Raw genomic sequence first — 1,706 nt, 5'->3', positions numbered from 1 at the left:
TTTCCTTCCGGCAGGACTTCGGCGACGACCTCGTCGATGCCGAGTTCGGCCGCTATCGCCTCCGCCGTGCGCCGGTTGTCTCCCGTGATCATCGCCACCTTGAGGCCGAGTTCGTGGAGGGCGCGGATGGCCTGCGGCGTTGTCGGCTTGATCGGATCGGAAACTGCGATGATCGCGGCGAGCCGGCCGTCTACCGCTGCGTAGAGAGGGGTCTTCGCCTTCAGTCCGAACGCCGAAGCCTGAAGGGCGAAGTCGACCACCGAGATGCCGAGCCGCGCCATGTAGCGGTCGGCGCCGATGGCGATCTCGTGGCCATCAGCGCGTGCCGTCACGCCGAAACCAGGAACCGCATCGAATCCTTCGGCGTCGAAGAGGGGCAGCTCTTCCCTCTTGGCGGCGGCCACGATAGCGGCGGCGACCGGGTGCTCGGATTGGGATTCGACCGATCCGACCAGCGAAAGAACGCGGTTGCGGTCGAATCCTATGGCCACTTCCAGGTCGGTGAGTTCGGGGCGGCCCGCCGTCAGCGTTCCGGTCTTGTCGAGTGCGACCACATCGGTGCCCCTGAGCGTCTGCAAGGCTTCGCCGTTGCGGAAAAGGACGCCCAGTTCCGCTGCGCGGCCTGTGCCGACCATGATAGAGGTCGGGGTGGCGAGGCCCATGGCACAGGGGCAGGCGATGATCAGCACTGCGACGGCGTTGACCAACGCGAAGGTCAGCGCAGGTTCCGGACCGAAGATGAGCCAGACCAGGAAGGTGAGGGCGGCGGCGGCCATGACGGCCGGCACGAACCAGGCGGTGACCTTGTCCACCATCGCCTGGATCGGCAGCTTCGAGCCTTGCGCGGTCTCGACCATCTTGATGATCTGCGCGAGCAGGGTGTCGGCGCCGACCTTTGTGGCGCGATATGTGAAGCTTCCGGTCTTGTTGATGGTGCCGCCGATGACTTCGGCCCCTTCGCCCTTGGAAACTGGCACGGGTTCGCCGGAGATCATGGATTCGTCGATGAAGGAGGAGCCGCGCAGAACCATGCCGTCCACGGGGATCTTGTCGCCGGGGCGGACCTGGATGACGTCGCCGGCGCGTACGTTTTCGAGCGCCACGTCAACGAACTCACCGTCGCGTTCGACGCGGGCGGACTTGGCCTGCAGGCCCATCAGCCGCTTGATCGCCTCGCTGGTGCGACCCTTGGCTTTCGCCTCGAGGAAACGACCGAGCAGGATCAGCGTGATGATGACGGCGGACGCTTCATAATAGACGTTCGCCGTACCTTCGGGCAGTACCGATGACGCGAATGTCGCGACCACCGAATAGCCCCAGGCGGCCGTCGATCCGAGGATGACGAGCGAGTTCATCTCCGGCGCGAGCCTGGCAAGGGCGGGCAGACCCTTCTTGTAGAAGCGCAGGCCCGGCCCGAACTGGACGATCGTCGCCAGCACGAAAAAGGCGATGTATAGCGACTGCTGGCCGACGTTCATCAGGAGCCAGTGATGGAGCGGCGGGATCAGGTGCGACCCCATCTCGAGAACGAAGATTGGCAGCGTCAGTACGCCGGCCACCGTCAGGTCGCGCTTGAGACCGCGCAGTTCCCTATCCTTCGCCTCCTGGCGCGCGTCGGCAGCCGCGCTCGCCCCCGCCGCATTGGCAAGACGCGGTACGTACCCGGCCTGGCGGATCGCGGCTTCGACCGCAGCGGCCGGAACAGG

1 protein-coding gene is annotated in these 1,706 nt (G+C 65.7%); it reads right to left on the bottom strand.

All coding sequences use genetic code 11. The features are described from left to right. A partial coding sequence (locus J5Y06_RS22965) for a copper-translocating P-type ATPase (RefSeq protein WP_209337540.1) occupies positions 1-1,706 on the bottom strand: 1,706 nt, incomplete at both ends.

Source organism: Tianweitania sediminis (assembly GCF_017813335.1).
Classification (GTDB): domain Bacteria; phylum Pseudomonadota; class Alphaproteobacteria; order Rhizobiales; family Rhizobiaceae; genus Tianweitania; species Tianweitania sediminis.
This window is presented reverse-complemented; position numbering and strand designations above follow the sequence as displayed.